Source organism: Kitasatospora paranensis, from assembly GCF_039544005.1.
In the GTDB taxonomy this organism is placed as follows: domain Bacteria; phylum Actinomycetota; class Actinomycetes; order Streptomycetales; family Streptomycetaceae; genus Kitasatospora; species Kitasatospora paranensis.
Map to the genome: position 1 here is coordinate 6,239,806 of NZ_BAABKV010000001.1, position 23,159 is coordinate 6,262,964.

The 23,159-nt window shown below is 71.1% G+C and carries 23 protein-coding genes and 1 pseudogene; 18 read left to right on the forward strand and 6 right to left on the reverse strand.

The genetic code is table 11. From position 1 onward, the window contains the following. Positions 1-121 precede the first annotated feature (121 nt). The 3 genes from ABEB13_RS29645 to ABEB13_RS29655 are packed head-to-tail and all read right to left on the reverse strand — an operon-like array spanning position 122 to position 5,276. A complete protein-coding gene (locus ABEB13_RS29645) occupies positions 122-748 on the reverse strand; it encodes an SUKH-3 domain-containing protein (RefSeq protein ID WP_345707894.1) in 627 nt (208 codons plus the stop codon). Then, positions 745-4,554, reverse strand: a complete 3,810-nt coding sequence (locus tag ABEB13_RS29650; protein WP_345707895.1) for an RHS repeat-associated core domain-containing protein — start codon at positions 4,552-4,554, stop codon at positions 745-747. The genes ABEB13_RS29645 and ABEB13_RS29650 overlap by 4 nt, the downstream gene beginning before the upstream one ends. Next, positions 4,551-5,276 carry a WXG100-like domain-containing protein gene (locus ABEB13_RS29655; protein WP_345707896.1) on the reverse strand — a complete coding sequence of 242 codons (726 nt, stop codon included), beginning with the start codon at positions 5,274-5,276 and terminating at the stop codon, positions 4,551-4,553. Before ABEB13_RS29655 ends, ABEB13_RS29650 begins: the two co-directional genes overlap by 4 nt. 202 nt (positions 5,277-5,478) lie before the next feature. Here ABEB13_RS29655 and ABEB13_RS29660 point away from each other — a divergent pair, with 202 nt between their 5' ends. The 3 genes from ABEB13_RS29660 to ABEB13_RS29670 are packed head-to-tail and all read left to right on the forward strand — an operon-like array spanning position 5,479 to position 8,335. Next, entirely contained in the window at positions 5,479-5,871 is a 393-nt protein-coding gene (locus ABEB13_RS29660) for a hypothetical protein (RefSeq protein WP_345707897.1), read from the forward strand. A 2-nt stretch (positions 5,872-5,873) separates the two neighbouring features. Further along, entirely contained in the window at positions 5,874-7,124 is a 1,251-nt protein-coding gene (locus ABEB13_RS29665) for a hypothetical protein (protein WP_345707898.1), read from the forward strand. Beyond that, complete coding sequence (locus ABEB13_RS29670; RefSeq protein ID WP_345707899.1) at positions 7,085-8,335, forward strand: DUF4132 domain-containing protein; 1,251 nt, start codon at positions 7,085-7,087, stop codon at positions 8,333-8,335. Before ABEB13_RS29665 ends, ABEB13_RS29670 begins: the two co-directional genes overlap by 40 nt. A gap of 32 nt (positions 8,336-8,367) precedes the next feature. On the opposite strand, the gene ABEB13_RS29675 is transcribed toward ABEB13_RS29670, so the two are convergent. Together ABEB13_RS29675 and ABEB13_RS29680 are read right to left on the reverse strand one after the other, a co-directional pair. Further along, positions 8,368-8,622 carry a hypothetical protein gene (locus ABEB13_RS29675; protein ID WP_345707900.1) on the reverse strand — a complete coding sequence of 85 codons (255 nt, stop codon included), beginning with the start codon at positions 8,620-8,622 and terminating at the stop codon, positions 8,368-8,370. 268 nt (positions 8,623-8,890) lie between these two features. Further along, the gene (locus tag ABEB13_RS29680) at positions 8,891-9,268 is read right to left on the reverse strand and encodes a helix-turn-helix domain-containing protein (protein WP_345707901.1); all 378 of its coding nucleotides are present in this window, start codon (positions 9,266-9,268) and stop codon (positions 8,891-8,893) included. A gap of 264 nt (positions 9,269-9,532) precedes the next feature. Here ABEB13_RS29680 and ABEB13_RS29685 point away from each other — a divergent pair, with 264 nt between their 5' ends. The 10 genes from ABEB13_RS29685 to ABEB13_RS29730 all read left to right on the forward strand — a co-directional run bounded on the left by ABEB13_RS29685 (position 9,533) and on the right by ABEB13_RS29730 (position 17,220). Continuing rightward, entirely contained in the window at positions 9,533-9,739 is a 207-nt protein-coding gene (locus tag ABEB13_RS29685; RefSeq protein ID WP_345707902.1) for a hypothetical protein, read from the forward strand. A gap of 66 nt (positions 9,740-9,805) precedes the next feature. Continuing rightward, positions 9,806-10,771, forward strand: a complete 966-nt coding sequence (locus ABEB13_RS29690) for a hypothetical protein (RefSeq protein WP_345707903.1) — start codon at positions 9,806-9,808, stop codon at positions 10,769-10,771. Then, a complete protein-coding gene (locus tag ABEB13_RS29695; RefSeq protein WP_345707904.1) occupies positions 10,681-11,214 on the forward strand; it encodes a hypothetical protein in 534 nt (177 codons plus the stop codon). The genes ABEB13_RS29690 and ABEB13_RS29695 overlap by 91 nt, the downstream gene beginning before the upstream one ends. Beyond that, positions 11,211-11,846 carry a hypothetical protein gene (locus tag ABEB13_RS29700; protein ID WP_345707905.1) on the forward strand — a complete coding sequence of 212 codons (636 nt, stop codon included), beginning with the start codon at positions 11,211-11,213 and terminating at the stop codon, positions 11,844-11,846. The genes ABEB13_RS29695 and ABEB13_RS29700 overlap by 4 nt, the downstream gene beginning before the upstream one ends. A gap of 357 nt (positions 11,847-12,203) precedes the next feature. Continuing rightward, entirely contained in the window at positions 12,204-12,929 is a 726-nt protein-coding gene (locus ABEB13_RS29705; RefSeq protein ID WP_345707906.1) for a WXG100-like domain-containing protein, read from the forward strand. Beyond that, on the forward strand, positions 12,926-13,831 hold the full coding sequence (locus ABEB13_RS29710; protein ID WP_345707907.1) for a nucleic acid/nucleotide deaminase domain-containing protein: 906 nt from the start codon (positions 12,926-12,928) through the stop codon (positions 13,829-13,831). The genes ABEB13_RS29705 and ABEB13_RS29710 overlap by 4 nt, the downstream gene beginning before the upstream one ends. A gap of 94 nt (positions 13,832-13,925) precedes the next feature. Then, positions 13,926-14,513, forward strand: a complete 588-nt coding sequence (locus ABEB13_RS29715) for an SUKH-4 family immunity protein (protein WP_345707908.1) — start codon at positions 13,926-13,928, stop codon at positions 14,511-14,513. Continuing rightward, the gene (locus ABEB13_RS29720) at positions 14,503-15,381 is read left to right on the forward strand and encodes a nucleic acid/nucleotide deaminase domain-containing protein (RefSeq protein ID WP_345709870.1); all 879 of its coding nucleotides are present in this window, start codon (positions 14,503-14,505) and stop codon (positions 15,379-15,381) included. The genes ABEB13_RS29715 and ABEB13_RS29720 overlap by 11 nt, the downstream gene beginning before the upstream one ends. 2 nt (positions 15,382-15,383) lie before the next feature. After that, positions 15,384-16,160: an ATP-binding protein gene (locus tag ABEB13_RS29725; protein ID WP_345707909.1), complete on the forward strand. Its 777-nt coding sequence runs from the start codon at positions 15,384-15,386 to the stop codon at positions 16,158-16,160. 94 nt (positions 16,161-16,254) lie between these two features. Next, positions 16,255-17,220 carry a WD40 repeat domain-containing protein gene (locus tag ABEB13_RS29730; protein ID WP_345707910.1) on the forward strand — a complete coding sequence of 322 codons (966 nt, stop codon included), beginning with the start codon at positions 16,255-16,257 and terminating at the stop codon, positions 17,218-17,220. Between the two features lie 26 nt (positions 17,221-17,246). Here the strand turns inward: ABEB13_RS29730 and ABEB13_RS40790 are convergent. Continuing rightward, a pseudogene (locus ABEB13_RS40790) lies at positions 17,247-18,160 on the reverse strand (LysR family transcriptional regulator). Between the two features lie 75 nt (positions 18,161-18,235). On the opposite strand from ABEB13_RS40790, the gene ABEB13_RS29745 reads away from it, so the two are divergent. The 5 genes from ABEB13_RS29745 (at position 18,236) to ABEB13_RS29765 (ending at position 23,159) form a co-directional block, all read left to right on the forward strand. Next, the gene (locus ABEB13_RS29745) at positions 18,236-18,946 is read left to right on the forward strand and encodes a CTP synthase C-terminal region-related (seleno)protein (RefSeq protein WP_345707913.1); all 711 of its coding nucleotides are present in this window, start codon (positions 18,236-18,238) and stop codon (positions 18,944-18,946) included. Positions 18,947-19,377: 431 nt separating this feature from the next. Further along, on the forward strand, positions 19,378-20,088 hold the full coding sequence (locus ABEB13_RS29750) for a helix-turn-helix domain-containing protein (protein ID WP_345707914.1): 711 nt from the start codon (positions 19,378-19,380) through the stop codon (positions 20,086-20,088). A 308-nt stretch (positions 20,089-20,396) separates the two neighbouring features. Further along, positions 20,397-21,398, forward strand: coding sequence for a diiron oxygenase (locus tag ABEB13_RS29755; RefSeq protein ID WP_345707915.1), 1,002 nt, complete (start codon positions 20,397-20,399; stop codon positions 21,396-21,398). Beyond that, positions 21,395-22,327 carry a 2Fe-2S iron-sulfur cluster-binding protein gene (locus ABEB13_RS29760; protein ID WP_345707916.1) on the forward strand — a complete coding sequence of 311 codons (933 nt, stop codon included), beginning with the start codon at positions 21,395-21,397 and terminating at the stop codon, positions 22,325-22,327. Before ABEB13_RS29755 ends, ABEB13_RS29760 begins: the two co-directional genes overlap by 4 nt. Positions 22,328-22,358: 31 nt before the next feature. After that, positions 22,359-23,159 (forward strand): arylamine N-acetyltransferase family protein, encoded by an 801-nt coding sequence (locus tag ABEB13_RS29765; protein ID WP_345707917.1) that lies wholly within the window; start codon positions 22,359-22,361, stop codon positions 23,157-23,159.

The following is a 23,159-nucleotide window of genomic DNA, read 5'->3' on the forward strand; positions in this document are numbered from 1 at the left end:
ACCGTGCCGTTGCGCAGGTACTCGACGAGTTCACGTGCATGTGCCGACTCTCGGTCGCGGACGGCAGACCGGAGTGACGGTCCGTCCGGCCGGCCCCGTCCGAGCTCTCTGAAGTCCCCGATCACAGGGAATCTCTCATCCACCTGGAGAGGGTAGAGCACCGGCTCGCCGAGCGCCTGGCACACCGGACCTTCTTCCACCGCGCGACGGCCACGCGCGGCTCAGCCCACGCCTCAGTCCTGGCGGGGGTGTCACCCGGGCCTTCGGCGGCCTTCGGCGGGTCCGGCCAGAAGAATGTCCTGTCGTAGTCGGCCGCTACGAGGCGCCGGATCGCCTCGCCGAAGCCGTTGGCGACGCGCTGGAACCCGACGTCGCCCACGAGCAGGATGTCGCCGTTCTCCGCCAGGAGGACGGCTTCCTCGGTGACGAAGGCGGTGCCGACGATGGCGACCTCCTGGCCGAGGCGCCTCGCGAAGATGCCCAGGTTCCTCGGTGTCGCGTGGGCGGACTCCAGGGTCTGCTCGACCGCGGTGGTGAGGACCACGTCGCGCTCCCGGAACTGCCAGGTCACGGTGAGCTCGCCCCAGGCCGCGAGGAACTCCCGGAGTCGGTCGGTGACCTGGTAGTCGTCCTCGGCGTACTGCCGGCAGGCGTCCTCCACGTCGAGCGGGTGGACCTCGATCCGTGCCGCGTCGGCAAGCGCCGCCCGGAGGGCCGGGACGCCCTCGCGCTCGTGGGTGTCGGTCATCCTGTCAGGACCTCGCCTCCGAAGCCGGGAACCCAGCTTCCGCAGTTTTCGCACATCTTGAACTTCTTACCCTTGGGGTTGACGGTCACCAGATCGACGTTCTTCGGGTCCGCGCCGTCCTTGATCGCGTTGGTGAACATCCGTGGCTCGCCGCACACACCGGGTGGCCGCTTGTCCTCCCGCTGCGACTCGGAAGGCAACGCCTCGTTCACCTTTTGGTGGTGGCCGGTCTCCGGGCCGCTGTCGCCGTAGTAGATCTTACCGGTGGTGCGGTCGCGGCCGACCGTGTAGGCGCCCGGAGGCTTCTCGTCCTCGCCGAGGCCCGCTGCCACGTCCTTGACGCGCTGCTTGCCCAGGTCCATCAGGTGCTTCTTGACGTCCGGGATCCCCTCCGGCGTCAGACCGAGCGGGTCGCACCAGGTGTGCGGGTTGTGGACGTAGCCGTCGGGGTTGGGCGCGGGGCTGAGGCCGAGCGGGTCGGGGCTGGTGTATCGGGCCGTCTCGGGGTCGTAGTAGCGGTTGAGGTTGTAGTGGAGCCGGGTCTCGGGGTCGAAGTACTGGCCGGTGAAGCGCAGCGGGGTGTAGGTGGTGCTGTCGTTGGGCCAGGTGGTGTGACCCCACACCGTCGGGGTGGCCCGCCAGGCGATCGCCCCGGTGGCGGGGTCGACCAGTTCGGTCGGGGTGCCGACGAGGTCGGTGACGATGGCGAAGAAGCGCCGGTTGACCTGGTCCTGATCGGCGATGGCCTCGGTCTGGGCAAGTGGCTGTAGCCCCTTGTGGTCCCAGCTGAGGGTGTGCGGACCGGGGAGGTAGGGAGCCCGGGTGGTCTGCTCGGCGAGGACGGAGCCGTCCCACGTGAACTCGGTGCGCTCCTGGACGCCGGCGCCGTCCAGGGACAGCCGGTGCTTGGCGGTGCGGCGGCCGAACGGATCGTAGAGGTAGCGCCAGCGAGTGCCGTCCGGGGTGACCACCTCGGTGAGGCGGTCCTCGGTGTCCCAGGTGTAGCGCCAAGTGTCGGGCTTCTTGGACAGCCGGGCGACCTGCCGGAGGACCGTCCGTCCGGCGGCGTCGTACTCGTAGCGGACCCGGCCCGCCGTGGTGAGCTGGGTGCCGCTGTACGAACGGGTGCCCACGGCTGCCTTGGTGGCACCGGTCGCGGGCCAGTCGGCGTCGGTGAGGTTTCCGACCGCGTCGTAGGCGTACGTTTCGGTCCAGTCGCCGGCCTGCACTGCGGTGACCCGGCCGCCGGCGTCGTGCTCGAACACCTTCAGCCCGTTGAGCTGGTCGTCGATGCCGGTCAGCACGCCGTCGGCGCGGTACGTGTAGTCGCGGCGCTGGAGGACGACGTCCTGCTCGGAGCGGAGAATCTGGCTGGTCAGGCGGTGCTCGGAGTCCCAGCTGCTGGCCAGGGTCAGCCGCTCGCCGATGGTCCGCTCGTGTTCACGGCCCGCCGCGTCGTAGGAGAACTCCAGCGCACCGTCGGGCGTCGCCATCGATGTCCGACGGCCCTCCGGGTCGTAGGACCAGGCGCTGGAGTGGCCCGTCGGGGTGGTGCGGTGGACACTGCGGCCGAGCAGGTCGCGGGTGTGGCTGAGGGTGCGTCCGTTGACCGTCTCCGAGAGCAGGTTGCCGAGTGCGTCGACGGTGCGCAGCACGTCCGCGTCCGGGCCGGTTGCCCTGAGCAGATGGCCGGCCGGGTCGTAGGCGTACGTGGTGGTCGCGTCGTCGACGTTCTTGGTGACGAGCCGGCCCAGGGAGTCGTACGCGTAGTGGACCTCTCCGCCCGTCGGGCTGGTGCGGGAGAGCAGTTGTCCAGCTGCGTCCAGTCGGTAACTGACGGTCCGTCCGTGGAAGTCGGTCTCCCCGACCAATCGGCCGGCGGCGTCGTAGCGGTAGGTCCAGCTCTGACTCAGCGGGTTGGTGACGGACACCAGGTTCATGTCGGCGTCGTAGCCGAAGACCAGCCGGCTGCCGTCGGGATCCGTCCGGGCGGCGATCGTCTCGAACGGGGTGTACTCGTAGGAGGTGACCTGGCCGAGCCGGTCGGTGTGGGTGAGGAGGTTGCCCTCGTCGTCGTACGCCCAGGTCTCGGTGGCCCCGTCGGCTGCCGCGTACGAGCTCAGCTTGCCCTCGGCGGTCCAGGCGAGCCTGGTGACGCCGCCCAGTTGGTCGGTGACGGCGGTGACCCGGCCGAAGGCGTCCCGCTCGTACCGGCTGGTGGCACCGTTCCGGTCGACGATCTCGACCGGGAGGCCGGCCGCGTTGCAACGGACCAGGGTGGAGTGGCCGAGCGGATCGGTGACGGCGGCCAGGTGCCCGGCCTCGTCGTACCGGTAGTGGGTGGTGGCACCGGTCGGCTCGGTGACCGAGGTCCGCAGGCCGGACTCGTCGTAGGTCTGCAGCCAGGTGAGGCCGCCCGGCCGCGTGATCGCGGTCGGCATGCTCGTGTCGCCGAAGTACGCCGCGGTGGACTGCTCGCCGTCCGGGCGGGTGACGGCGACCACGTCGCCGACGCCGTCGTACGCGAAGCGGGTGGTGCGGCCGAGCGGATCGGTCCGCGACAGGAGACGGTCGTACTCGTCGCGCTCGAACAGCGTCGCGTTCCCGACCGGGTCGACCTGGGCGACGATCTGCGAGCGCTCGTTGACCTGGTAACGGGTGGTGTGGCCGAGGGCGTTGGTCTCGGAGTTCACCCGGATGCCGGTTACCGGGTCCGGTGCGCCGTACTCGAAGTGGAACCGGAGGGTGCCGTCGGCGGCGCCCTCGTCGACGACCCGGTCGTGGGGGTCGTAGGTGTACCGGTACTGGGTGCCGTTGCGGTCGGTCCAGGACACGATCCGGCCCTGGGAGTCGTTGGCGAAACGCAGCGGCCTGCCGGACGTGTTGTAGACCGAGGTCAGGTGGCCGTCGGTGTAGCCGTAACGGGTCAGCAGCCGGTCGCGGCCCTCGTCGCCCGCACCCGCCAGCCGGAGCGCGGTGATCCGACCGCTGTCGGTGGTGACCAGCACCCGGTAGCCACCGGAGTGGGTCATGCTGAGCGGTACACCGTCGGTGTCGTAGGCGAAGTCGACGCGGTGGCCGATCCGGTCCCGGATCGCCGTCAGCAGGGCGACGTCGCCCGCCGGCTGCAGTGTGAACTCCCGGACCAGGCCGCCGGCGTGGTCGGTCAGCGCGTAGTCGCCGGCGGCGTCGACCGCGAGGTCCAGCCGCGCACCGGCGCTCGCCCGGGACGGTTCGTCGCGGGTCGGATGCGGGTAGGCCTGGGCAATCCGGTCGGCGGTGAGGTGGACCACGCCCTCGGCGTCGATCTCCAGCCGCTCGTCGAAGGTGCACGCCCACTTCGGGCCCATCCACCAGCCGGCCCGGTAGTTCGACTCGAAGGACCGCTTGAACAGCAGGGGAAGGGCGCCCGGCAGGGAGAGGTCCTGCTGCTCGATGAACATCAGGCCGGTGGCCATGTCCACCGGCTCGCCACCCTGGCAGCGCGATTCCTGCGGCCGGCCCGGCCCGTGCGGGTCCTCGACGTGCCGGCGGCCCTGGCCGCCGTTGTGGGGGCCGCTGCCATGGCCGGGCCCGCCGCCGCTGCCGTGCGGGCTGCGCGGCATCTCGTTCTTGCCCGAGTGGAGGATCTTCTCCAGGTCCTTGGTGTGCTTGGCCTCGACCTCGCGGGTGTTCTTCGCGACCTGCTTCAGATTGTCGCCGGCCTTGCGGTAGAAGCCTTTCATGGCCTTGGCGGCATCCTCGGCGAGGGTCTTGCCGAGCTTCTCGGCGCCGTGCTCGAGGGCCTTGACGATCTGGTTGCTCATTCGAAGCTCACCCCCGCGATCTTGGACTGGAACAGCTGCGCGTGACCGGCGACAGTGTCGGCGTGGTCGTGCATCACCCGGGCGTGCTCATCGAGTGCGTCGGGCTCGATACGGAAGCCGGAGCCACCTCCTCCTCCGCCGGAGACGCCGAGGGTGGACTCGGCAGCCTGGAAGACCATCCCGGAGACGGCGTTGGCGACCGTGTCGATCAGTGGGCCGATCGCCGCCTCGACCACCTGGCCGATGATGTACTGCTCCAGCTGCTGCTCGAGGTAGTTGATCAGGCGCTTGGCGGCCTCCTCGATGAGGACGACCGCAGCCTCGGCCGCGCCGAAGGTGGCGACGGCGGCGGCCTGGTCGGCGATGAACGCCGCTGCCAGTGCGATCAGTTCGCCGATGGTCTCGACCTTCATGCCGACGATCACATCCGCTGCGACGTCCAAGGCGTCCGCCACGACATGGCAGGCCTTGACCAGCTCGTCGAAGTGCTGGTCGGACACCGATGTCCACTTGGCGAGCAACGCCTCGTACGACGCGCCCTCATAGGCCCGGCCGAGGCGCTGGATCGTGTTGGTTGAATCCTGGTGAGCGGACTCCACGTTCTGCGCGAACTCCCGCACATGCGATGCGAACTCACGGACCTTGTCCTCGTTCACAGTCGGCCAGTTGATGCCGATGAGCTGTAGGAACGACACCACCTCACCAGGCAGTTCGATCGCCACAGAGTCCCCCTCGGCCGTTCGTGGGCATGTGTTCGCCGGGCGTCAACCTATCCGACAGTTTGGTGGACCCGAATGGTTCCCCGGTCGCCGAGCTGTGTTGGCCGGGGTGATATGGACAGGGGCCCGGCGTGCTCCCGGGGGTCGAGGCGACCGGGTCGCGCTCCGGGGCTCGATGTCACCGGCCACCCGTACTCTCCACGGCATGGCAATCGTGATGTTCGTCGACGAGACGACGGCGGGGGACCGGAGCGACGGGTGGGGTCTGGAGATCGCCGAGGAGAGGCTCACCGTGCGTGAGCTGATCCGGCGCCGGGTGTTCCAGGAGGTCGCCGAGTACAACGCGCGGACACCGCAGGTGTTCCAGGGCCTCGTGCAGCCGACGGACGCCGAGCGCGTGCTGAACGGGTTCGCGCTGCGCACGCCGCGCCGGATCGACCCCGAGGCTCAGACCGACCTGGCGCTCAGGGCCTTCGCGGGCAACGGCTTCCTGGTGCTGGTCGGCGACCGTCAGGTCACCGATCCCGAGGAGGAGATCGAGCTCGTGCTCGGCATGGAGGTCACCTTCCTGAAGCTCGTGGCTCTGGTGGGAGGCTGATCATGGGGAACGTCGAGAAGGCCGTGCACCTGGTCCGGCAGCACGTGGCCGCCGGGGAGTCGGGCGCCATCGCCGTCGAACTGCTGAAGCTCGCGGCCGACAACAGGGGCATCTGGAACGCGCCGTGGGCCCGCGTGCTCGACGAGGTGCGTGCGCTGCCGCCGGAGAGCCGCACCGCGATCGCCGACGCGTTGGTTGCCCAGTACCACTCGGCCGAGGCCGGCCCGGTCGCCCGTGGCAACGCCCTGACCCTGATCGGTGTCATCGCGCGCGGCCTGCCCGGCGACCGGCTCTCGGCGGAGCGCCTCGAGAAGCTCGACGAGCTCGGCCGCCGGCAGACCTTCTGGTACCTGGAGCGCCACGAGGTCCTCGCCGAGGCCGAACTCGCCGCCGGTCGCGCCCTCGCACCCGCCGTCGTGGCCCTCTTCCGGCGCACGGCGCTGGAGGCCTACCGCGACGACGCGCTGCCCGCGCTCGCAGCCAAGCTCACGGAGCCCGTCCTCAACGTCGGCGAGGAATGGGCCGAGCGGGCACTGCGGGACGCCGATGGCGCGCCCGAATGGCAGGCCCTGCTGCGGCATGCGGCGACCGCCACGGCAGCCAGGCCCACCCGTGCGTGGGAGCAGCGGGCCCGCGCCCTGATCGAACCGCTGGGCGCCGACCGGGTCCGGACGACCGTGGTGCCCTGGTTCGCGCTCGCGGGTCGTCGCACCTTCGAGCTGGAGCGCCGGGAGTACGAGCCCGACATCAACAACGCCTACGACCCCTACAACGCCAACGCCCTGCGCGGACTGACCTGGGTGCTCGCCCTGCTGCCGTCGCACCCGGACACCGCCCGTGCCCTCGGCGCCCTGGTCGAGACCTCGCTCAGGAAGGTCGCCGGGCTCGGCCCGCGCAACCCGAAGGTCGCCAACGCCGGTGTCAACGCGCTCGCCCGCATCGACGGGGAGTCCGCCCTCGCCGAACTCGCCCGGCTCGCAACCCGAGTGACCTACAAGGGCACGCTCAAGCTGCTCGAAGCCGCCCTGGAGACCCGGGCCCAAGCGCTGGGTCTCTCCCGTGAGGAGATCGAGGAACTCGCCGTCCCTGCCTATGGATTGACCGAGGTCGGGCGCACCGAGCGGCAGTTGGGTGACGTCACGGCCGTGCTGGAGGTCCGGGGGCCAAGGCCGTCCTCGGCTGGCGCACCTCGGCAGGCAAGGGAGTCAAGAGCGTGCCGGCCGCGGTCAGGCGTGACCACGCCGAGGAGCTGAAGGAGCTGAAGGCCGCGGTCAAGGACATCGACAGGATGCTGTCCGCGCAGAGCGACCGCCTGGACCGGCAGTTCGTCGCCGACCGCACCTGGGCCTACTCCGCCTGGCGCGAGCGGTACCTCGACCATCCGCTGCTCGGCACCTTGGCCCGGCGCCTGCTCTGGACGGTCGACGGCACGATCGTCGGGTTCGCCGACGGCGAGTTGCGCACCCTCGTCGACGACCCGGTGCGCGGAGGGGCCGACGTCCGGCTGTGGCATCCGGTGGGCCACGAGCCCGCCGAGATCGTGGCCTGGCGCGACTGGCTGGAGCGGCACGGGATCACCCAGCCGTTCAAGCAGGCCCACCGCGAGGTGTATCTGCTGACCGATGCCGAGCGCGCCACGGGCACGTACTCCAACCGTTTCGCCGCGCACATCCTGCGCCAGCACCAGTTCAACTCGCTGGCCGCAATCCGGGGGTGGCGCAACAAGCTGCGGCTGATGGTGGACGACTCGGCCCCGCCGGCCACGCGCGAGCTGCCGCAGTGGGGGCTGCGCGCCGAGTACTGGATCCACGGGGAGGGCGACGGCTACGGCGACGACACCACCGACTCCGGCAGCTACCTGCGCCTGGCGACCGACCAGGTCCGTTTCTATCCGATCGACGCCCCGGAGAACTCGGCGTCCTGCTACGGCGGCGACTACCGCATGTGGCTGCCCCACGGTGCCGAGCCGGTGGATTCCCTGCCGATCGCCGACATCCCGCCCCTGGTGCTGTCCGAAGTCCTGCGCGACGTCGATCTGTTCGTCGGTGTGGCGAGCATCGGGAACGACCCGACCTGGCAGGACGGCGGGCCCGAGGGCCGCTTCCAGGAGTACTGGACGTCCGTCGGCTTCGGGGAGCTCAACCAGAGCGCCGAGACGCGCCGCGTGCTGCTGGAACGACTCGTGCCCAGGCTGGCGATCGCCGACCGCTGCACCGTCGAGGGCCGCTTCCTGCATGTGAAGGGCGAGCGCCACACGTACAAGATCCACCTCGGTTCGGGCAACATCCTGATGACACCGAACGACCGGTACCTGTGCATCGTCCCGACGTCCGGCGCGGCTGCCCCGCAGACCGGGTACCTCCCCTTCGAGGGAGACCGCATGCTGGCCGTGATCCTCAGCAAGGCCGTGCTGCTGGCCGACGACCTGAGCATCACGGATCCGACGATCCTGAGCCAGCTGTAGCGCCCGGCGTGGCAGACGGATGACCGAGGGGCTCAGACCTCGCCGTAGAGGGTGAGGACCACGCCCTCGACCTCCATGCGGCTGCGCTTGATCAGGTCGCCGCGTCGCAGTGCGGCGAGGCAGCGTTCGAGCCGTTCGGTCTCCCCGGTGGTGAGCACGGCGGCGGCCAGGTCGCGCAGGCCGATCAGTATGGCCGAGGTGAGGGCCTCGGGGCGCGGGCCCGACAGCAGGACGACGGGCCGGCCCGTTCGGTCGCGGACGATCGCGGTGTTCGAGCCTCCGTGCACGACAAGCAACATCGCCTCCGTGTCCGACGAGCACGCAGCAGGTGCCGGAGGCTCGTGCGGCTCACAGCCTCGGGTAGGAGAAGACGATAGCCCCGATCTCCCGATTTTTATCCTTTTCCACCCTCTAACGGCGGTATGTCTTGCCCGCGTTCGCGGCGGGGCGGGTGCATGTCACTGCGTCGCACACCCTCCGATCGCCGGCTGCCGTTCGTCCGTCCACGGACTGCGCGGCCGACCGCAGGCGGCCCGCGCCATTGCGCGGGCGGCGCTACTCGGGCCGCGGGTTGCGCCGCAGCAGGGAGTCCACGAGCGCGGCCACGTGCTGCCGGTCGGTGGCGGACAGCTGCTGGAGGCTGGCGATCAGGGTGGCGACCTCGGGATCGGCGGCCGCTCCGGGGTCGCCCTCCGCGTACAGGTAGATCCCGCAGGCCTCGGCGGCCGCCCGCCGCACCGTCTCCAGCGGCAACTCCAGCCCGGTGGCGAGGCGTTCGAGCGTCGCGGGCTGCGGCATCCGCACCAGGCGCTCGGCGGTGGCGAGGTGGTGGACGGTGGAGCGCGGGAGGCCGCCGCGACGGGCGACGTCGCCGTAGGACCAGCCCTGCGCGTCCAGTTGCCGCCTCATCATTCGCTGCAGTGCGTTGTCCACGGGATGGTGTGCTTCCTGCTGTCGGAGCCGGCGGAAACGCGTCCGGGTGGCCCCGATTCTACGGGCGTACGGCGCGCCGTCCATGCGATCACGCATCCCACCTGCCGATTTCCCTCCATCGAGCGGTGATGACACGACGTGTTCGTGTCTGTACTTGCGGTCAACCCCGGGCAGCGATTAGCGTCCAATCTCGTCGGACAGAACGTCCGATCTGACTGGACAGGAGTCGGGGGATCCCCCTGGCCCCGACAGAGAGGCACTGCCATGAGCATGAACGTCACCGAGCTCAACGCCGAGACCGTGGAGCTGCTGCCGAGCCGCGAGGCGCTGGGACGGCTGAAGTTCGTGAAGATCCACGCCAACGTCGCCTTCGTCCACGCGCACAACGAGTCGTGGGCCGTGAACGACTACTCGCCGCTCGCGGTCGCGCAGTCCGAGGCGGCGCAGTCGATCAACGTCTACCAGCGGTAATTCCCCCGCACGTGAGCGGACCGCGCCCGGTGGCGCGGTCCGCCCACGAGGAAGGACGTGTCCAGCGTGGCTGGAGACCTACCGACGGCGGCCGACGGCCACCCGCCCGCGGCGCCGCTCCCGGTGCCGCGGCTGACCACCGGACTGCGGCTGCACGGCGAGTACCAGGGCGGCGGGTTCACCGAACCCCGCTACCTCGCCCGCCGCGGCGACGGCCAGGTGGTGCAACTGACCCTGCTGCTGCACCTGGTGGCGGGATCGATCGACGGCACCCGGGACACCGGGGCCATCGCGCACCAGGTCAGTGCCCGCTACGGACGCGAGGTCAGCGCGGAGAACATCGACTACCTCATCGAGCACAAGCTCCGGCCGATGGGGATCACCGCGCCGCCCGGCGGCGCCGGCACCCTGGCCGACGCCCCTCGCTCGGACCTGCTGCTCGCCCTCACCGGCCGCCGCGTCCTGCTGCGCGAGCGCCAGGTCGTCCGGATCGCACGGTCGCTCGCCTGGCTGCACCGCCCGTGGGTGTCGGCCGCCGTCCTGACGGCCGCCGTCGCCCTGGACGTCTGGCTGTTCGCCTTCCACGGGGCGCTGGGCCCCGTGCTGCAGGTGCTGGACCAGCCCGTGCTCCTGCTCGCCGTGTTCGGCCTCACCGTCGCCTCGCTGCTGTTCCACGAGTTCGGGCACGCGTCGGCCTGCCGCTACGGCGGAGCGCGGCCGGGCCCGATCGGCTGCGGCCTGTACGTCCTGTGGCCCTCGCTCTACACCGACGTCACCGACGTGTACCGGATCGGCCGGGCCGGCCGGCTGCGCACCGACCTCGGCGGCGTCTACTTCAACGTCGTCTTCATACTGGGCCTCGCCGGGGCTACGCCCTCACCGGCCGGCCGCTCTTCCTGGCCGCGGTGCTCGTCGCGCACGTCGAGATCGTCGAACAGCTCATGCCGGTCGTCCGCCTGGACGGCTACTTCATCCTCGGCGACCTCGCCGGTGTCCCGGACCTGTTCGGCAAGATCCGGCCGACCCTGCTGAGCATGCTGCCCGGACGCCCCGTCAGGCCCGAGGTCGCCGACCTCAAGAGGTCCGCCCGCGCGGTGGTCACCGTGTGGGTGCTGACCATGGTCCCGCTGCTCGCCGGCGAGCTCGGCTACGTCCTGTGGAACCTGCCGAGGATTCTCACCACGGCCGTGCGCTCGCTCTCCGCGCAGGCCGCCGACACCCTCACCGCCTTCTCGGACGGGGAGTTCGCCACCGCGGCGATCGGCGCCATCGGGGTGCTCACCCTGCTGTGCCCGCTGGTCGGCGGCGCCTACCTCGCGGCCCGGACGGTTGCCCGGCTGCTCCGCCGGATCCTCGTCCGCCCGGCCTCGCGCGGACGGGCGCCCGCGGCATCGCACCGCCCCACGCCAACCGCCCCGCACGCCTCGGCCGAACCGCCGCCGGGCCCCGTGCGCATCCTCAGGAGGTCTTCGTGAAACACCGTACTTCGCACCGGGCTTCGATCATCGGCCGGACGGCCGGACGCCTCGGCGTGCTGAGCGCCGCGTGCCTCACCGCGCTCGCCGTCGCCGCCCCCGCCGACGCCGTCCCGTTCTCCTCCCACCCGGGCCGCGGCGTCGCGGCCTTCGCGGACCACGCGGCCACGCACGCCAGCCGTGTCCACCCGGACCAGTACGACGACTCGTTCACCGTCCACGAACTCGGCTCCGTGTACAGCGTGGGCGCGAACAACCGGGCCACCGCCGTGTCGGCCGGCTGCTCGACCCAGCACCCGTGCCGGTCGATCGCACTGTCCTTCCAGATCGTGACCATGGCCGGGGACAATGTCCGGCTCAACGCCACCAACCTCGGCCGGGCGATCAACGAGCAGTGCCCCGGCTGCCAGACCCTGGCCGGCGCCTACCAGTTCATCGTCTCCACCCCGCAGCCGTTCCGGCTCAGCCAGGGGCCAGGAACCAGCTGCTCGCCGTCCACCGCCGGCTGGACGCGCTGCGCACCTCGGACGACCCGATCTCCGTGGTCAAGCAGCGCGCGGACGACCTGGCCGCCCAGGTCAAGGCGATCCTCGACCGCGAGGCGTCGTCCGCCCCCAAAAGCGGTGTGGTGAACCCGCTGGCGAAGTCCGGCCCGAGCGTGACCATGCACCGCCACTACGACGGGGCGAACTGAGCGACGGCCGGCCCCGAGGACGCGGGCCGCCGGGTGCGCCACCACAGCGCGCGCCCGGCGGCCCGCCGTGGTGTCGGCGCGTCGGGTGGCCGTGCCTCGGCCGGGCAGCGGAAGCCGCTCATGGTGCTGCCGGACCTTCGGTGAGTTCCTGGATGGGTAGGGTGGCCGGGTTGTCCGCCAGTGGGGCCGGCGGCGCTCGGATTTCCACGGAACCGCGACATTCGGATCTGTTGAGTCCCCGTCACCGGTACTACGCTGCGGTGAGGTGCGATCCGTGGCGCGGTGAGGGGGATTCATGGCCATCGAGCTGCCCGGCGAGGTGGTGTCGTTCCTTCAGTTCATCGGGGTGAACTGGCCCCAGGTGAACGAGGACTCCGTCCGCGAGTTCGGCGCGCACGTCAAGGAGTTCGCCGAGAACCTGAGCCGGACGCACGAGAGCGCCGGCTCGACGATCCAGCAGATCGGCGAGGCCTACCAGGGCGCCGGGTACGACGTGCTGGCCGCGAAGTGGGCCCAGCTGTCCGACAGTCACATGCGGGAACTGATCCAGGCCTGCCACGTGGTGTCCACGGCCCTGGACGTCGCGGCGGACGCGATCATCGCCATGAAGATGGAGGCGATCGGCGAACTGATCGCCATGGCGGCCGCGTTCGTCGCCGACCAGGCGGCCGCGGTGGCGACGCTCGGCGCGGCCGAGGCGGCGCTGGTGCTGATCGAGGAGGCGGCGGAGAAGCTGGTCGACTTCCTGGTCCAGCAGATGGAGCAGTACATCATCGGGCAGGTCATCGAGGCGGCGATCAATCCGCTGGTCGAGACGGTGGAGAAGGCGGTCAGCGGGCTGGCCTACCGCGCCGTCGAATCCGCGCTGGGAGTCTCCGGCGGCGGTCCGGCGGGCGAGGGCTTCCGGATCGATCCGGAGGCGGTGATGGCCCACGCGCAGACGATCAGGCAGCACGCCGACGAGGTGCGGGGCCACGGGGATGTCTTCCTCGCCAAGCTCTCGGGGGTGAGCTTCGAATGACCAACCCGGTCACGCAAGCGCTGGAACACGCCCTGGAGAAGGCCGGCACGGCCGCGGGCAAGGACGGGGTCAAGGCCGTCGAGAACCTGCTGGGCGACACCGAGAAGGGGCTCACCCAGTCCGCCAAGAACCATATGGTGCACGAAGCGGAGAAGGAGGCCGAGCTCAAGGGGATCCTGGGCGGCGCCCACACCCCGGACGAGCTCCGTTCGAAGATCGACTCGGCCACCCCCGTCTACCACATCCGGCCCGACGGCGTGGTCCAGCGGCTGACCGGGGGCGGCCCGAAGAAGCTCGAGCAGGCGGACATCGACCGGCTCCCGCTCAAACTGGACGCGAACCACCGGATAGAGCCGCCCAAGGTCAATCCCGGTGAGCGCCCCTACCCGCTGCCCGAGAAGCCCAAGACGGGGAGCCGGCCCAAAGTCCCCTCGCAGCAGGTGCCCTTCGACCACGACGAACTGGCCGAGGCCACCCAGCTCGCCCGCCACGAGGACAAGAGCTACGGCGGCTACCGCAAGAACGCCACCACGGGCGAGTACGACTTCCAGGCGAACAACTACGCGGCCGCCCGCTACGGCCACGAGGGCGACGAGGACGGATTCATCCTCGTCGCCAGGAGCCAGAACCGCGGGCCGCATTCGGAACCCGCCCTCGGGGTGCCCTTCCTGGAGGGCGGATCGGCGCACGGGCTCACCGCCCTGTACACCGAACGAGAACCCTGTTCGAGCGGTGTGAACTGCAGCGCCTGGATGCACGAACACCTGCCCGACCACGTCCAGGTGCGGCACACCGTCGAGTACGGGGACACCAAGGAGTCCCGGGATCTCGGGAACCGGCAGATGGAACACCACCTCAACGCGCTGAGAGTGCCCAAGCCGCACAACAAGTACAAGCCCTAGGCACCCCGCTGAGCCCCGGTGGGGGCGGCACGGCGGACAGTAGACTGGCCCGCACCGAAGACGCAGCTGTCGCCCAACCTGGTAGGAGAAGCCCATGCCGGATCGGATCGATCGGGCCACCCTGGAGTCGGTGTTCCCGTCCGGTGCTCCGGTCGTCCTCGAAGGCGCTGCGCTCGATGCCGTCCCGCACCTGCCGACGCGGGAGTTCCTCCGCGACGTGGGCCTGCCGGACGAGAACTGGCTGCGGGTCGATCCCGACTACAAGCAGGGGGCGCCCCGGATCGGCTTCCGGAGCACGGCCGAGCGGTACCCGGAACTGGCGCTGGGATTCGAGAACTGGCTGTACCTCGGCGAGATCCTGCGCGACTCGATCGGGGTGGACGTCGTCACCGGCAAGGTCTTCTCCCACCCGGACGGCAACACGCCCCACCTGATCAACAGCAGCGTGGCGGACTTCGTCGGCTTCCTCTGCCTCCTGGAGATCGAGCGGCCCAATTACGACTGGGAGGCCTTCGACTCGGAGGACGAGGAGGAGCAGGCGGCCATCGAGGACGCGGGTTACCTCCCGGACCCGGACAAGCGGCTGCGGGAGCAGATGTCGGCCGCCGATCCGGTGGCCTTCGAGATGCCCGACTCCACCTGGAACACGGTGCTCGAGACCCTGGCGACGTATCTGCCGTGACCGAGCCGTCGACCAGGGCCCCGAGTCCGTCCGAGGAGAGGATCGCGTGACGCTCAGCAACGACCCGTTCGCCGAGAGGTTCGGACCCGACGGGTGCCGACGTTTCGACGACGGCCTGGTGCTACCCGTCCAGGTCGGACCGTACTTCCACACCCTCGCCGAGGAGCCCGCCGGGCTGGGCGCCTACGCCGACGCGATCGGCGCGGAGCTCCCGGCCCCGGAGCAGCGCGCCTGGACCCGGCTCGGCTCGGACCGGGCGTACGACATCGTGGCCGATCCGCAGCGGCGGGTCCACGGCCTGCTGATCCGGTACGCCGATGAGCCGCTCGTGTTCGTCAACTCCTCGCCGGAGGCCTTCGCCGCGAGCCTGCTCGGGCTCGACGAGCTCCTCGACACCCTCGCCTCGACGGACGACCCCGGGCGTGCCGCGGCGGCGTTCGCGGGTCTCGAAGAGCGCCTCGCGGCCCTGGACCCGGAGGCGTTCGCGGACCGCGGGAGCTGGTGGCCGCTGGTGCTCGACGACATCCGCGACACGTCCAGCGTCGAGAACTACGCGGCGTTCGAGATCCTCGACGACAACGGCGACAAGCAGGTCTTCACGTCCTCCGGCTCGATCTGCCTGCATCCGGAGGAGCGGGTCTGGCGCAACCTGGAGGCCGCCGGCATCCAGCCCGAGCAGGTCGTCAGGATCTACACCGAGCTGGAGGCCTGCGCGATGCCCGGCCACTACTGCTCGATGTGGTTCGCCCTGGCCTTCCCCAACGCCCGGGTGACGCACAGCTTCCCGTACGGCGAGACGGCCGAGTCGCGCAGCGAGGGCATCCGACAGCTCCGCGCGGCGCTCGCGCAGCGCGGCCGAGGGGAGTAGCGATGGTCACGCCCGCTCCGGCGCCGCCGGCGATCCAGGCATGGCCGCCGCTGGCCGGGCCGGCCGCGGCCGTGGCGCCCGCCCTGCTGGCGTGGGCCGCGCGGGACGACGCTGCCATGCCGCGGCTGTGCCTGATCACGGGCGGCCCCGGCGCGGGCAAGAGCCATCTGCTCGCCTGGCTGCTGGCGGGGTCGGACGGCGACCCGCGCACCACCGTCCACGCGACCGTTCCGGCGCGCGGGCAGATCGCGGAGACCCTGGCCTGGGAGTTCGGGCACCAGCTCGGCTACGGGCCGCTTCCGCCCGACGAACTCCTCGCGCGGGTCGCCGCCGACCCCCGCCCGGTGCGCCTCCTGCTGCCGGACCTGCACACCGCGGGCCGCGGCCCGGCGGATCTGCCGACGGCGCTGCCCCGGGACGCGGTGGACCGTCTCGTCGGCCCGCTGCTCGCCCTGCCGCACGTCCGGGCGGCGGTGGAGGTCGGCCAACTCGACCTGCTGCCGGCCGAGGGCGCGCTGGTGCTCACGCTCGGCCCGGACGGATATGACACCGGCGGGCCACCCGTGCCGGCGCGGCGGGAGGCCGACCCGTTCGGCACCACCGTCGGACCGGCCGGCTCCGCGCCCGCCGGATCGGCCCCGCCCACCGGGGGACGGCGCCCGCCGACGGACCCGGGCGGGAGCCCGGTGCGCCGCTCGACTGGCGTACGGCGTCGCGCCGGTCGAGGGAGGAGGCGCTCGACACGGCGCTCGCCGAGGGCCGGGCCGGCGACCTGCTGAAGGACCCGGGCTTCCTGGTGCACGGCTCGCTGCCGGCGATCACGGCCACCCTCGCCGATCGCCGGATCCCGCTGCCCTCGCGCCTGCGCGGCGTGTGGCAGCAGGCCGCGCCGGCGCTGTCCACCCCGGCCTCGCCGACCCGCACCGGGCGGCGATCCTGCACCTGGCGGCGCTCGGCGCCGCCGACGCGCGGCTCGCCGAGCTGCTCCGTCCGCTGGCCGAGACCCATCGGTGGACGGCCCGGTGGTACCGGCCTTCCTGGCGGCCGACCGCCGCCGCCCTGACGGCCGGGTCCGCGGAGAGCGGCGAGCGGCTGATGACGGCCGACGCGACCGGACGGGTGAGGGTCCGCCGGGTGTCCGACGGTGAGCTGGTCGGACGGGTCACGGTCGATCCCCGGCTGCGGCCGGTGGGGCTCACGGCGCTCACCGACAGCTGCGCGCTCGCGCTCGACGAGGACGGCATGCTGCACCCGCTGCTGCTCGGCGAGGAGTCGATGGCGCCCGGCCGGGTCGACCGGCTGGCGCTGCACCACAACGGCGTGACGGCGGCGCCGTCGTCCGACGTCCGCCTGACGGCCCTCGGCGCCCACCGGGACCGGGTCGTCCTGGCCGACGGTGCCGGGGCGGTGCACCTCTGGTCGCTCTCGTCCCTCGATGCCGCACCGCGCAGCATCCGGCTCCACGGGAGCGGGGTCACCGCGGTGACCTGTCGCGTCCTGCCGGAGGTCGGGGTCGTGCTGGTCGTGTCGGCCGGTCTCGACGGGGCCGTCCGGCTCTGGGACTCCGCCACGGGGGCCGAGATGCCGGTGCCGGTGGAGCGCAGGGCGGCGATCCCGACCGCCGTCGACCTGGCCGAGACGGCGGCCGGACTGCTGCTGGCCGTGGCGTGGTCCGACCGGCGGGTGCACGTGTGGCAGCTGTCCGAGGGCCGGATGGCGGCGCTGTCCCTGCTGCACCCGGTCGACATGCTGATGCTGTGCGCCGACGGCACGCTGGTCGCGGCAGGCCGGGACGGGACGTGCGCGCTCGGTCTGGATCTCGACCGGCTGTGGTCCTGAGCCCGCCGTGCTGACCTGACGGCCGGTCAGCTCGGCAGCCGGTCGGGCGGTGCCGGCCGACGGCCGGTGACGAGGTCGGCCAGCTGCCGGGCGGTGTCGGCGGGGCCGGCGGGATGGATGAGCTCCGTGCGGTGGACGAGGCGGGGTTCCGCGACGGGGACGGCGGCGATGCCGGGGAGCGCCGTGGCGAGCGACAGGGGCAGCGCGGCGATGCCGTGGCCGGCGGCGGCCAGTTCGGCGACGCCGTGCAGGTCCGTTCCGCGGTGGCGGAGGTGGGGGCGGAATCCGTCGGTGCGGCACAGGGCGCGCAGGCGGTCGAGGGGGATCGCGGTGTCGGGGGCGTCGATCCACCGGGCCTGCGTGAGGTCGGTCAGGCGCACCGAGCGGCGTCCGGCCAGGGGATGGCTGCTCGGGAGGAGCACCGCGAGGGTCTCCTCGGTGACGGCGAGCGTGACGGTGGGGCCGAGGTCGGGGAGGGGAGCGGGTCGTGGGGGGCCGCGGCGCCGTCGACGAGGCCGACGTCGGCACGGCCGGTGAGCACCTTCTCGACCACGGCCTGGCGCCCGAGAACCTGCACCTCCAGGTCCAGCGGTTGGGTGGCGGTGTGCAGTTGTGCGAGAGCCCGGGCGACGGCGGGGCCGAGGGCGGCCGGCGAGTGGGCGAGGGTCAGCCGGGTCGGGCGGCTGTCGTGGAGGCGGGCGATGTCGGCGCGGGCGGCGTCCAGCCGCAGCAGCAGCCCGGGGGCGTGCTCCATGAGCCGTGCTCCGGCCGGAGTGGGGGCAACCGGCCGGCGCTCGACCAGCCGGGCGCCCAGGTCGGCCTCGAGCGCGGCGATGTGCTGGGACACGGCGGACTGGGTGTAGCCCAGCGCCGATGCGGCAGCCGAGAAGGAGCGGTGGTCGAGGACCGCGACGAAGGTGCGGAGCAGGTGCGGATCCATGGGCATCAGTATTGCTTATGCAGGATCCAGGAAACATCGTTGGACCTGATGCGCGCTGTTCAGCAGGATGGACGCATGAACTCCACCGGACGCATCGCCCTGGTCGGGGACCGCTCCGACGCCATCCGCTCCCACGCCCGCATCCCCGGCCTGCTCGACGCACTGCGGGTGCGTGACGGCTTCGACCTGGATGCCTACTGGATCCCGACCGAGGAGGCCGACCAGGGCCTCGGGGGCTTCGACGCGATCTGGGTCCTGCCCGGCAGCCCGTACCGCAGTGAGGACGGTGTGCTGGCGGCGATTCGCACCGCACGTGAGGAGCGCATCCCGTTCCTCGGCACCTGCGGCGGCTTTCAGCACATGCTGCTGGAGTTCGCCCGCAACGTCTGCGGCCTGGATCGCGCCGGTCACGCCGAGAACGCACCAGCGACCGCGGACGAGGACGCCGTGATCGTGGCGCTGGCCTGTTCGCTGGTCGGCCACGAGGGTGCCGTCCGGATCGTCCCCGGCTCCCGTACCGCCCGGCTCCTCGGCGCCGAGCGCCTGCGGGCGCGGTACCACTGCAACTACGGGCCCAACCCGGACCACCTCGACGTGCTGCGCGAGCACGGCCTGACCTTCCCCGGCACCGACGAGTCCGGCGAGGTCCGCATCGCCGAACTGCCCTCCCATCCCTACTTCCTGGCCACCCTCTTCCAGCCCGAGCTGGACGGTGACGGCACCCGGGTCCACCCGCTCATCGCCGGTCTGGCCGCCGCTGCCGCCGAGCACGCCGGTACGGGATGAGCGCGCCGCGCGGGCCCCGTCGCGGCCGGAGTTCCGGCGCCCGCCGGCGCGGCCGTGTCCTGGGTCACTCCCACGGGCGGCCCCCGGCCGGGGCCGTGGTGCACCGGAATCCACTCTTCCGCCACCTGTGCTCAACTGCCCGACCGCGTCGGACAGTTAAGTACGGAAAGCAGATGCCGGGGCGGCGGCTAGGGATCTCGGAGTTCCCGTCGCATGCCGTTCACAATGGCGCCCGTGGGCCGACGAACAGTCATTGATGTCCTACACTCGACGCCAGGTCGTGCGTTGATCATCCGACGCCGCGTGGGGGGATTGCAGTACCAATGGGGAATACTGATGTCCGTAATCGGGGATTTGCGCCGGATTTCGCTCCTCAAGATATGGAGTTGTGCCGGCTCCTGCGTGTATGGCGGGCCGATGCCGGCAGCAGGATGAAACGGGACAAGGCCGTTCCACAGAAGGAGATCGCCGCACGCATCGGCGTGAGCGAGCGGTGGTACCGAAGCCTTGAGGCGGGCGATTCCCTCTCGCTCTCCAGCGATGTCCTCGGCAGGCTTTCCGAGGCATTGGCGCTGGGGCCGGACGAGCGCATGATCCTCTACAGTCGCGCACTCGACGGGGCGGGAATCGCCCTTGCGGACGAGGACGGCGAGGCCGAGGGCCAGTTGGCACTCCTGCAGCTGGTCACCGCACAGACGCAGTTCCCGGCCTACCTCACGGACGGCGCCTGGAACATTCTGGGATACAACGCCCTCATGGCGGCCTGGTTCCCCTGGGTGCGCGAACCTGGTGCCAATCTGATGCTCTGGGCCCTGAACGGCGAGGAGGCCCGCGAACAACTGCTGGACTGGGCGCAGCACGCCGAGGTGTATCTGGCCATGCTGCGCTTCGCCGTGGCCACGGGCTCCCCCGCACGGAGAAGCTCGACGCTCTCCTCCAGCGCGTCCTGGAGGATTCCGAATGCCGTCGGCTCTGGTCGCAGGAGCCGAAATTCGTCGCGTTCCGCCAGGGGCACCGGTATCGGCTGGACCTGCCGCACGTGTCCCCCGAGCCGATCGGCGTCACCTCCCGCGTTCTGCTCCCCGCCTATCACCACAGGCTGCGCTGCGTCATGCTGCTGCCGCACTGACGTGCAGGCGTGACGTTCCGTCAATGACGTCCCGGTGGATCCGCAGGCGACCGGGACAGCGCCACAGTACAGCGTTCCGGGGCGGGCGCAAGCGGCAGAATTCTGCCGCTCCCGCAATCCGCCGGCCGGTCGGCGACCGGCAATTTTCTGCCGGTCGCCACCGTTCACCGGGCCGGCGCGATATCCAAATCAGGTAAACCGGACAACTCCGCCCAGCGGCAAAATCCTGCCGCTTGACGGGTTTATGCGCCGATGGCAGCATCCCCTGTCGTCGAGCGGACGTCACACGACGACCCGAGCAGTCACGTGAAGGTTTGAAGCATGGCACTGCAATTTGCGAGTGCGGCGAACAGAACCGTTCTCGCCCGCAGTCACAGAAATCGCCTCGATCAGGCGATCGTAGAATCCGGTTACCGCAGCCGTTTCCGTACCTGGGAGCGGGTCGCCACCGTCCGGAACAGTCCGACCCGAGAGCTGGGCGAAAGTGGTGAACTCTACTTCAGCCCCGAACTCGTTCCCGCCCTTTCGCATCCGATCCTGGAACAGGCCGAGCCACACATCCGTGAGGCCGTCCTCGTCCACCGCCTCTACGAGTACCTGAAATTCACGATCGACCTGGAGCAGAGCGCGGTCATCCCGGTGACGGGTCACATCAGCCGCGGCATGTCGGGGCTGGATCTGCCCGAGCCGATGCGCCTGGATGCATTCAAGATCGTGACGGACGAGGCCTGGCACGCACAGTTCACGTACGAGATCATGCGCGCCGTCCGGCAGCGCACGCGGATCACCCCGGCAATCCCGGAGACGCCGACCTTCACCGTCGAGCTGGCGCGTATCCACGAAGAGCTGCCGACTCAGATCCGCGGCCTGGACGAGATGCTGTTCGCCATTGTCAGCGAAACGCTCATTTCGTCGATTCTCGACGAATTGCCGAAGGACGAGCGGCTGCCCCGGGGCGTCCGCGACATGGTGGCCGATCACGCGGTCGACGAGGCGAAGCACCACTCCTACTTCTCCACCCTGCTCCGCCACCTGTGGCCCGCGATGACGCCGAAGGAGCGGGCCATGGCGGGCCCGTACATCCCCCGCCTGATCTTCGCGTTCCTGGAGCCGGACTACACGAGTGCGGCCCTGGGGCTGCGGGCGTCCGGCCTGACGGGTGACCAGGTGGACCAGGTCCTGAGCGACGTCTACACCCGCGAGAAGGTCGTGAGCGACGTGCGCCGCAGCGCCGCGCCCACCCTCCAGTACTTCTTCGAGACCGGGGCCCTGGAGCACGGCGCCACGCTCGAGGCCTTCGAGGAAGCGGGGTTGATCGCGTGAATACCGCGACCGTCCATGCGGCGCGCGCCCTCACGCCGACCGTCACCCAGTACTGGATCACCGCGTCGCCGGGCAGCCCGCCGCTGCCGGCCGCCGTGCCGGGGCAGCACGTCACCCTGCGCGTGGGCCCGCGGGTCAAGACCTTCACCGTCCTGGCCCTCCAGGACGAGGGCTACGAACTGGCGGTGCGCAACCGCCACCGCGGCGACCGGCGCGACCACCTCTCGCCCGGCCTCCACGTCGGAGCCGCGATCGCGGTCACGGCTCCGGACGGCCGGTTCACCGCCGAGAGCGAGGCGCCCTTCACCCACTTCCTGGCCGGCGGGGTGGGGATCAACCCCGTCCTGGCGGTCCTGGCCGGCGGACGGCTGCGCGACTGGCGGCTCGTCTACGTCGACCGCGGCGAGGCGGAGTTCCCGTTCCTCGAGGAGATCCGGCAACTGGCGAAGGAACAGGACGGCACCGTCGTGACCGTCGACACCGCGACGCTGGGCCGGCCGGACTGGGACGCGATCGTGGGGGACATCCCGGCCGGCAGCACCATCGGCGTGTGCGGGCCGACCGGGATGGTCGCCGAGGTCCGTTCGGCCGTCCATCGGACGTCCGGGGCACGGCAGTTGATCACCGACGGGGCGACGACCGGCGGTGTCGCCGACATGCCCGCGTCGGTCGAGGTCGAATGCCTCAGGACCGGCATCACCTTCGAGGCGGCCCAGCACCAGCCGCTCCTCGACGCACTGAACCGCAACGGCGTGGCAGTGCCGTCCTCCTGCCGCCAGGGCATCTGCGGGACGTGCGAGATCGAGGTCCGCACCGGGCAGATCGACCACCGCGACGAGGTGCTCACCGACCAGGAGAAGGCCGAATCGAGCTACATGCTCCCGTGCGTGAGCAAGTCGATCGGCGCGCGACTCGTGCTCAACGTCTGACCCGGCGACCGACCCCATCACAAGGACCCCCGTGAACCAGCTCATCGCCGGCTACGCCGGCCGGATCGGCCTCCGCGTTCCCCTGGAGCCGACCATCGAGTGCCTGCGTCACCTGCACGAGGCACACCTGTACAACGTTCCGTTCGAGAACTTCAGCATGCACGGCAACGCGGCGCGCGGACTCGGCGAGGAGGCACTCCGCGAGGCGATCGTGGACGGCCGCCGGGGCGGCATCTGCTTCGAGACGGGGCTGCTCATGCAGCAACTCCTCGACGAGTGCGGATTCGACTACGGGATCCGGCTCGCCAGCGTCACCACGCCCAGCCGGACTCCCGCCACCCACCAGGTCTTCACCGTGACGATCGGCGCCGACCGGTGGCTCTTCGACATCGGCTTCGGCGCGCGGGGCCCCCGCGGCCCCGTCCGTCTGGCGGACGGCGCGGAGGTCGACCACCCCGCGCTCTCCACCAGGGTCGGCCTCTCGCACGGCACGGGTGCTCCGGTGTGGACGGTCTCGATCAAGGAGCACGCGACCAACGCCGTCGAGTGGCAGGACATCTACAGCTTCGTCGACACCCCGGTCGGGGCCGCCGATCTGGAGATGGCGCACTTCTACACGACGGCTTCCCCCAACAGCCTGCTGAACCGGCACAAGGTGGCCAGCATCCCCACCCCCACCGGCAGGGTGAGCGTGCGGGACGGGCACCTGACCATCGTGCACGACGGAGAGAGCTCCACCACCGCGGTCGAGGACGACGCGGAACTCCGGGAACTGCTCGGCCGGCACTTCGGCCTCACCGTCCCGCCGCAGGACCTCGGGCTCGAAAGGTAG

Coding starts and splice junctions, on each gene's coding strand:
- ABEB13_RS29645 (WP_345707894.1), bottom strand. CDS start 748: ATGACCGACACCCACGAGCGCGAGGGCGTCCCGGCCCTCCGGGCGGCG.
- ABEB13_RS29650 (WP_345707895.1), bottom strand. CDS start 4,554: ATGAGCAACCAGATCGTCAAGGCCCTCGAGCACGGCGCCGAGAAGCTC.
- ABEB13_RS29660 (WP_345707897.1), top strand. CDS start 5,479: ATGGCAATCGTGATGTTCGTCGACGAGACGACGGCGGGGGACCGGAGC.
- ABEB13_RS29665 (WP_345707898.1), top strand. CDS start 5,874: ATGGGGAACGTCGAGAAGGCCGTGCACCTGGTCCGGCAGCACGTGGCC.
- ABEB13_RS29685 (WP_345707902.1), top strand. CDS start 9,533: ATGAGCATGAACGTCACCGAGCTCAACGCCGAGACCGTGGAGCTGCTG.
- ABEB13_RS29695 (WP_345707904.1), top strand. CDS start 10,681: ATGCCGGTCGTCCGCCTGGACGGCTACTTCATCCTCGGCGACCTCGCC.
- ABEB13_RS29705 (WP_345707906.1), top strand. CDS start 12,204: ATGGCCATCGAGCTGCCCGGCGAGGTGGTGTCGTTCCTTCAGTTCATC.
- ABEB13_RS29710 (WP_345707907.1), top strand. CDS start 12,926: ATGACCAACCCGGTCACGCAAGCGCTGGAACACGCCCTGGAGAAGGCC.
- ABEB13_RS29715 (WP_345707908.1), top strand. CDS start 13,926: ATGCCGGATCGGATCGATCGGGCCACCCTGGAGTCGGTGTTCCCGTCC.
- ABEB13_RS29725 (WP_345707909.1), top strand. CDS start 15,384: ATGGTCACGCCCGCTCCGGCGCCGCCGGCGATCCAGGCATGGCCGCCG.
- ABEB13_RS29745 (WP_345707913.1), top strand. CDS start 18,236: ATGAACTCCACCGGACGCATCGCCCTGGTCGGGGACCGCTCCGACGCC.
- ABEB13_RS29750 (WP_345707914.1), top strand. CDS start 19,378: ATGAAACGGGACAAGGCCGTTCCACAGAAGGAGATCGCCGCACGCATC.
- ABEB13_RS29755 (WP_345707915.1), top strand. CDS start 20,397: ATGGCACTGCAATTTGCGAGTGCGGCGAACAGAACCGTTCTCGCCCGC.